The sequence below is a fragment of the Streptomyces sp. NH27 genome (genome assembly GCF_056859195.1).
On sequence record NZ_JACEGK010000368.1, the window covers coordinates 1 to 8,064 of the forward strand.

Here is an 8,064-nt window from a genome sequence, read left to right on the forward strand (position 1 = left end):
CCCCGGGCACCGGCTCGAACCCGGCCGCGGCGCAGGCGTCGACCACCAGGTCGACCAGCGGCGGATTGGTCCGCCGGGCCACCAACCGCAGCGGCACCTCGGCCAGTTGCTCGATCGCCACGTCCGCCTGCCGGGCGAGCGGGTTGCGCGCGGACACCACCGCCACCAGCGGCTCGGCCCACAGCGGCACCACGCACACCCCGTCGACCTCGGCGTCCGGCGCGCACTGGAGCGCGGCCCGGCCGCCCGCACCCACCGCGCCGCGGGCCGGCAACGGCCAGTCCCCGCGGACGAAGGCCGCGTCCAGCTCGCCGGCCGCGACGCCCTCCAGCCGGTCCAGGGTGGAGGCCGACACCAGCTCGACGGTGAAGCCGGGGGCGCGGTCGGCGAAGGCGTCCAGCACCCGGTCGAGGTGCACGCCCAGCCCGGTGCTCGTGCCGAGCCGCAGCGTACGGGCCCGGACGTCGGCGAACTGCGTGACGGCGGCCCGGGCCCGCTCCTCCGCGGCCAGCACCGCGCGCGCCTCGGGCAGGAACCGGGCGCCCGCCTCGGTGAGCCGTACGTGCCGCGGCGAGCGGTCGAGCAGTTCCGCGCCCAACTCGCGTTCCAGCCGCCGCACCTGCTGGCTGACGGCGGACTGCACGATGTGCAGCCGGTCCGCGGCCCGCCCGAAGTGCAGTTCCTCGGCGACCATGACGAAGTACCTCAACTGGCGCAGTTCCACGCACGGATGGTACGGGTACGGCCCCGCCCCGGCCTCGCGAGGAGGCAGGGCGGGGCCGTGTGAGCGGTCCCTCGGCTCGGCACGGAGCAGGTGCCCACCGCATCCGGGGTCGGGCGCTGCCACGTACGGGGTGTGACGGCGCCGCGGGCCCCGGGGGACCGCTCGGCCGCACACGTGGGCGGGCCATGCCCGCGGTGCGACCGGTCTACTTACGAGTCTTCACTCGTAAGGGCGTCAGCGTATGAGTGTACGTTCAGCATGTCAAACAGCCGCCGGCCCATGTTAGTTGGGGTCGGCGCGTTACGCTGGCACGGCCGCCGTGACCTGCGCGGCGGTCGGCCGGCCCGCCCCCGGGGACAGTTCCCGGGCAGGCAGGGCACCGGCGGCCGACCGTGGTTCGCAACCGGGAGAGTGAATGCCGCGCACACCACCGCCGGACGCCCAGGCCGCCACGGCAGGAGCCCGCCCCGCCACCGGCTCCGACCGTCCCGTGCCCGCGCCGAAACGGCGGCTGGCCCGCGGCGAGAGGCGCATCGCGCAACTCCTCGACGCCGCGGCCGAGGAGTTCGCCGAGGTCGGCTACGAGTCCGCGACGACCAACAGCATCGCCGCCCGGGCCGGCGCCTCTCCCGGCACGCTCTACCAGTTCTTCCCGAACAAGGAGGCGATGGCGCAGGTCCTCGCGGAGCGCTACCTCTCCCAACTCCGCACCGTCTTCGGGTTCGTGCGGGACCCGGCGCTCGGCGAGATGCCGATCGGCGAACTGGTGGACCGGATGGTCGACCCGGTGCTCGCCTTCAGCCGGGCCAGCCCCGCCTTCCGGCCGCTCTTCGCCGGTACCGCGCCCCCGGTCAGGACCGCCGCCTCCACCGCCACCCTGGAATCCGGTGCCCAGCACGTCATGGAGACGGTGGTCGCCGCCGCCGCGCCCGACCTGACGCCTGCCAACCGGCGGCGCTGCGCCAAGGTCGTGGTGCACATCGTCAGGGCGATGCTGCCGGCGCTGGAGGGCTCGACCACCCGTGAACAGACCAGGCTGGCAAGGGAGTTCAAGACGGTGCTGCACGGATATCTGACCGGCATCGCGGCCGTGTCGAACACCCGCGCCTGACGCCGTCCGGACGCCGGCGCACCGTCGTTCCCCCAGGCCCTGGCCGCCGGACGCCCATCCGCCGGCCCATGGCGCCGGTTCCGGCCCCGCCGGGACTCCGGCAGGACCCGCCGAGCGGCAGTGACGTTCAGCACGTCCGGGCCGGTCGCCGGATCGGTGCGGGCTTCACCCGTTCGGGCGTAGCTGCGTATCGGGTGTCCGGCGCGCGGCAGCGGTCGGGGGCGGCCGGCCTGGTCATCGGCCATGGGCGAACCCGGCCGGCGGCCCGCCGGGCGGCCGCCGATGCGGCCCGGGCGCGGTGCGGGGCACCCGGACCGGCGCGGACGAGGAGACGGCGGCGGGTTACCGTAAAGACATGCACGTGAGCCAGCACCAGCCGTCCGTTGCCGGTGTCGCCGATGAGTCCGACGGGGCGGCCGGCCGAGCGCTCTACGTACCGGTGCGGCGCGGGCCCGCCGGCGACGTCGTACGGCTGTGGCGGACGCCCTTCGGCACGCGCACCGCGGTCGCCTTCACCACCGACCGGCGGCTGCGGTCCGTGCTCGGGCCGACGCAGCCGTGGATCCGGCTCTCGGAGCCGGCGTTGCGGCGGCTCGCCGAGCCGCTCGGGGCGAGGCATGTGACGGTCGACCCGGTGCTCACCGCACGCCCGCCGGCCTCCTGGGGCGCCCCCGCGACCTCTGCCGCCACGGCGCTGCACACGGCCCGCCCGGCCCGCGCGGCGGAGTCCGCGGCACCCTGACCGACGGCTCCGCCGCCGCCACGTTTCCGGCCCGGCGGATCAGGCGTCCACCCGCATGTGCTCCTGCGCCCACTTCTGGAAGCCGGTGAGCGGGATGCCGAGGTCCCGCCGAGGCGGACCGGCTGTTTCGGCTGACCGTGGCGGGGCCGGGTCCCCGGAACCCCTGAGTCCCCGCACCGGCCGGCAGCCGGTGCGGGGACTCAAAGGAGGCTGACCGGAACCTCAGCCGCAGGTCAGGGTCGGCGCCCCCCAGTCGCCGTGGTCGTTGCCGTTCCCGTCGCCTGCGTCGCCGACCTTGAGGTCGACCACCTGGGCGCCGGTGATGTCGACGTCGATCGGCACGGCTGCCTGCTTGCCGCGGATGGTCTGGGTGGTGACCAGCGTCTTGCCGTCGGCGATCACCGAGAAGGTGACCGTGCCCCCGCCGCCCGTCTCGTCGTCGACCCCGACGTCCGCGGTGAGGCGGGTGCACTGGCCGGCGAGGTAGAGCTGCACGTCGCTCACCGCGTTGGTGCCCAGGCCCTTGGCGTAGCCGACACCGTTGATGCTGATCGGACGGCCGTCCCCGGCCGCCTGTTCACCGACGCTCATGTCGCGCTCCACCGGGCCCCATCCGTTGGTGGCGGACAGGAACGGCAGGTCGCTCACGGCGTTCTGCCCGGCCGGCGGGACCGGCGGGACCGCCTCGATGACGCGCTCGTCGGAGCTGGTCGCCTTGCGGCCGCGCTGGACGTAGTGCGTCGTGGCGGTGAGCACCGCGGCGGAGGCGAGGGTGCCGCTCGGCGGCTGGACCTTCCAGCTGAAGGTGGCCGACTTGCCCGGCTGGAGACGGGCCACCGTCCCGGCGCCGGTTGCCTTCGCGCTCCAGCCGTCGGGCAGGGCGAGCGAGGCGGTCAGCGCGCCGGCCGTCGGCTGCCCGGCCGGGACGCGCACCGTCGAGGTGGCGGTGAACGCCTGCCCGGACTTCGCGGTGTTCGGCACGTCCAGCGAGGTGGCGACCCCGGGCGCGGCCGGCATCGCGTACTTCACCGGGTTGTAGCCGGGGCTGTTGTTCTGCGCCACCTTCAGCGAGGAGGCGTAGCTGCCGTAGTTGGTGAGCGCGACCTTGCCGAGCCCGCCGGTGCTGCCGTCCAGGTTCCACACCGCGATGGCGATGGAGTTGTGGCCGTCGGGGTTCAGGATGCCGTTCGGCACCGGGAAAGTGTGCTGCGGGCCGAGGTAGTTGACGTAGTTGCCGACCTGCCAGCCGTTCACGAAGATCTCGGCGCGGTACTTGCGCGACGGGTCGTCGGTGAAGGTCAGCCCGAGTGAAGTGTCCTGGCCCTTCGGCAGGTTGAGCTTGACGTCGGTGCGGTACCACGAGACGCCGGGCCGGGTGTCGGTCGCCGGCAAGGTGGTGTTCGCCCACTTCGCGTCCGGGTAGCCCGGCAGCGACCAGCCGGCCCGCTCGCCGTACAGACCGCCGGTCGACAGGGTGCCGCGCACCGGGTCGATCAGGTCCTCGCCGCCGCGCACGCCCTGCAACCGCCAGGTGACCGGGGTGAGCGGCGCGCCGATCAGCGAGGCGCTGGTCAGGCCGCGGGCGGACTTGTTGCCGTTGGAGGAGTTGTAGTCCTCCTCGTGGCCCATGTTCACCGTCAGGACGGAGATGACGTTGTCGCCGGTCGGCTTCACCGCGCCGGCCGGGAAGGTGAAGTCCGCGCTGCCGGTGGTGGAACTGCCGAGGAAGGTGCCGTTGAGCCAGGCGGAGAACGCCTGCGCCCCGCCGCCGGAGTCCGAGACCAGGTGGATGCCCGTCTCGCCGTCGCCGGCCCGGAAGCGCCCGCGGTACCAGGTGTTGCCGGTGTGGAAGCCGTAGTCGTCGGCGTAGAGCACCGGCAGCGAGTTGACGCCGGAGGAGCTGTTGGTGGTCGACTTGTCGGCCGTCTGCCAGCTGGAGTCGTCGAAGCCGGGCGCCGACTCGGGGGATTCCTCGGCGTGCTTCCAGTTGGTCAGCGCCGGCAGCTTCACCGGGGCGGCGACGGGGATCTGCCCGGTGCGGCCCGCGGCGCCGGCGGCGGCCCGGCCGTCGAGCGCGCGGCCGTTCCAGGTGACGTGGTCGGCCGAGGTGAACACCTCGAGGTCCTTGTCGTCGGCGTTGTCGCCGGTGAGTGCCACCGTACGGCCGCCGTCCAGGCTGGTCGCCGTCCGCAGCAGGTGGCTGCCGCGCACCAGGACCGGCCCCGTCGCGGTGTCCTGCCGCCAGAAGGTCTCCGCGGTCGGCTTGTCGCCGACGAGCAGCAGGCTCGGGCGGGAGCCGCCGCCGCTGATGCTGATCCGGATCAGGCCCTTGTGCGTGTAGTTCAGCCGCAGGTCGCCGGTGGCCGCGTCCCAGGTCGTGGCGACCTGGCCGCCGGTGCTGGTCACGGTCGGCTTGGACGTGTAGCGCAGCACGGTCTCGCCGTCGCTGCCCGCGTCCCCGTACAGCACGGAGACGTCCCGGCCGGCGATGGTCGCCGTGGTCATGATCTCGGAGGTGGAGTACTGGAGTTGGGAGTCGCCGAGCTTGTCGTTCGCCACGATGATGTGCGAGTCGCGGCCGTCGAGCGTGATCGCGGTGCCCGGCTGCTGCGGCACGACGGGGTAGGTCGGCAGGACCGACGCGGCCGTCGGCACGTCGATGGCGTCGATCGAGACGAAGTTGTCCGTGGAGCCCGAGCTGTGGCTGCCGTCGACGACGATCTTCAGCGTGTGCGCGCCGGCGGTCAGGCCGGTCTTCTGGAAGACCACCGCCTGGCTCTCGCTGCCGAAGTCGTCCACGGTCGCGACCTTGGTGCCGTCGAGGTAGACGTCGGCGTAGCCGTGGTTGTTGGTCTTCGGCCCGATCCAGCGGACCGCGGTCCCGTCGAAGGGGATGGTGACCGAGTCACCGGCGGTGTTGGAGAACGACTCGGTGTTCTTGTAGTCGCCGCCGGTGTAGCTCTGGTTCGACACGTGCGACCAGTTGCCGGAGTACTGCAGCGTGGCGTCGGGGTCGTCCCAGGTGTAGCTGGTGTCGGTGATCGGCTGGGCGTTGAGGTCCAGTGCGATGTGGGTCTTGTCGGTGGCCGTGGAGGTGGAGTCCGAGTGCCGCAGCACGTGGAACTGCGTCTTGGCGTCGGGGTTCATCCGGGCGGTGTCGATCACGGCGGTGTCGTCCGGCGGCGACGCCTTGATCGGGTCGGTCTTGGTCAGCGGGGCCACCGACTGGGTGAAGTACCCGATCAGCTTGTCCTCGTCGTACTTCGGGTCGAGTTGGCGGGTCTCGCGGATCGCGGCGCCGTAGTCGTAGGAGGTGTAGTTCTCCGGCTCGCCGAGCCAGCCCCAGTTGGTGCCGCCGTAGGTCATGTAGAAGCTCTGGGCGGTCGCGCCGACGGCGATGTTCTGCTTGTAGAAGACGTCGGCGAACTGGTCGTTGATCAGCTGGGCGCACTTGTCGTAGCCGGGGCCGCCCCAGGGGTCGAAGGCGCCGCCCTGGAACTCCGGTGTGTAGAGCGGTCTTCCGGCCGGGTGGTCGTAGCTCAGGTCCGGGACGCCGTTCCACTTCGTGGGGTTGGAGCAGTTGAAGCCCTGCGGGTAGGCGTCGGGCCCGTCCACGTCCAGGGCGCCGTCACCGGAGTTGAAGGTGCCGTTGTTGTTGCCGGTGAGCGGCACGGTGATGCCGTCGGCGCGGGCCTTGTCCTCCAGGTGCTTCATGTAGGCGCGGGCCGACGCGGAGCCGTTGTAGTACTCGTTCTCGACCTGGTACGCGATCACCGTGCCGGTGCCGTTGGTCAGCTGGTGCCGGGCGATGATGCGGTCGATCTGGGTCAGCCACTCGTCGGAGTACTTCAGGAACTGCGGGTCGTCGGTGCGGTTCTTCTCCTCCTTGGTGGTCAGCCACCCGGGCAGACCGCCGCCGTCGACCTCCGCGTTGATGTACGGCGCCGGGCGGGCGATCACGTACAGGCCGGCCTGCTGGGCCATGTCGAGCAGCTTGTCGACGTCCCGTACCCCGGTGAAGTCGTACACGCCCTGCTTCGGCGAGTGGTATCCCCAGTCGAAGTACAGGGAGGTGGAGTTGAACCCGGCGGCCTTCATCTTCTGGAAGATGTCCAGCCACAGGTCCGGGCTCGGCAGCCGGAAGTAGTGGAACTCGCCCGACCACAGGTACGTGCGCTTGCCGTCGACGAGGAAGGAGTAGCCGTCGAAGGTCACCGTGTGCGGCTTCGAACCGGTGTGTCCCTTGGCCGCGTTGTCCGTCGTGGCCGCGTCGGCCGTCTTCGCGGCCGCGGTGTGCGCGGCGCCTGCCGCCATGGCGGGTGCGGTGGTGCCCGCGGACAGGGCGATCGCCATCGCCGCGGCAAGACCCGCCCACCACCGCCCTCGGCGCCGCTGGGATCTGCCGGACACGCCACCGGTCGGATGACTTCGCACTGCGACCTCCACGTTCCCCGAGGGGCCAACTCCCAACAGAATCAATCGAAGTCGAACAATAGGAGGGGGTGCGGGGTCGCACAATAGATCGGACACAGGAAGCTGTGTACCGACCTGTTCGATTGCGTCGGTTTGTGTTCACCATGTGGCGGAGGGGCCGGCCCGCCGCACCTCTCCGGGGTGGTGTGTGTCAGCGCGCGCGCTCGAACGCGTGGCCCTCGTCCGTGACCACCGGGCCGCTGTGGAAGAGGCCGGTGCTGGGCGCGCCGTCCTTGGCCGGGAGGCCGAACCAGGCGTACCGCTGGAGGTAGGGCAGGCCGTCGAGCATCTTCGTGGCGGCCGTGAGGAAGGCGGCCTGCTGCTGGGCGCCGGGGAAACGGGCGCTGCCGGTGGAGAAGTCGGTGAGCGCGAACTCGGTCAGCCAGATGGGCTTGTGGTAACGGTCGTGGACGGCCTGGAGGTAGGACCTGAGCTGGGCGACGGCGTCGGCTGTGGTGAAGTCCCCGCCGTACCAGTGCAGCGTGATGAAGTCGACGCGGTAGCCCTTCTGCCGCGCGCCGGTCATGAAACGGTCCAGCCAGCCGCCGGACGCGTCCCCGCCGTACGCCACCGCGGGACTGCCCAGCACCTTCCCGGCGGACTCCAACTTCGGCCACAACGCCAGCGATTGGTCGACCGTCATGTTCGACTGCCCTGCCATGTCCGGCTCGTTGAATCCCAGCAGGTACGGCCCCGCGGCCTTCGCCTGTGCGAGGGCGGCCGAACTCGCGCTGTCGGCACCCCAGATCATCGGTACGAAGCCGGAGCCGCTGATGCCGGCGTGGGTGGTGGACCAGGTGTAGTACCAGCTCGCGCCGGACTGCTGGAGCGCGGCGTTCACGCCGTCGAAGGTCCACACGCCGACGCCCTTACGGGTGGACGTCGCGGGCGCGGCGGGCGACGGCGGTGCCGCGACCGGGGGGTGCGGGGTCGGCTTCGGGGTCGCCTTCGGGGTCGGCTTGCGGGTCCTGGGCGCGGTGGTCGAGGGCGAGGGCGTGGTCGGCGCCGGGGTCG

General features: G+C 72.0%; 5 protein-coding genes. 2 read left to right on the forward strand and 3 right to left on the reverse strand.

Annotation, left to right across the window (positions count from 1 at the left end):
• The coding region (locus AC13HU_RS25990) for a LysR family transcriptional regulator (protein ID WP_483044376.1) at positions 1 to 724 on the reverse strand (724 nt) is incomplete at its 3' end.
• Positions 725 to 1,139: 415 nt separating this feature from the next.
• On the opposite strand from AC13HU_RS25990, the gene AC13HU_RS25995 reads away from it, so the two are divergent.
• Positions 1,140 to 1,835: a TetR/AcrR family transcriptional regulator gene (locus AC13HU_RS25995; protein ID WP_483044377.1), complete on the forward strand. Its 696-nt coding sequence runs from the start codon at positions 1,140 to 1,142 to the stop codon at positions 1,833 to 1,835.
• Positions 1,836 to 2,190: 355 nt separating this feature from the next.
• Entirely contained in the window at positions 2,191 to 2,577 is a 387-nt protein-coding gene (locus AC13HU_RS26000; RefSeq protein WP_483044378.1) for an SAV_915 family protein, read from the forward strand.
• Between the two features lie 222 nt (positions 2,578 to 2,799).
• On the opposite strand, the gene AC13HU_RS26005 is transcribed toward AC13HU_RS26000, so the two are convergent.
• Together AC13HU_RS26005 and AC13HU_RS26010 are read right to left on the reverse strand one after the other, a co-directional pair.
• Positions 2,800 to 6,930 (reverse strand): beta-galactosidase, encoded by a 4,131-nt coding sequence (locus tag AC13HU_RS26005; RefSeq protein ID WP_483044380.1) that lies wholly within the window; start codon positions 6,928 to 6,930, stop codon positions 2,800 to 2,802.
• A 271-nt stretch (positions 6,931 to 7,201) separates the two neighbouring features.
• Positions 7,202 to 7,909 (reverse strand): glycosyl hydrolase, encoded by a 708-nt coding sequence (locus AC13HU_RS26010; protein ID WP_483044379.1) that lies wholly within the window; start codon positions 7,907 to 7,909, stop codon positions 7,202 to 7,204.
• Positions 7,910 to 8,064 lie beyond the last annotated feature (155 nt).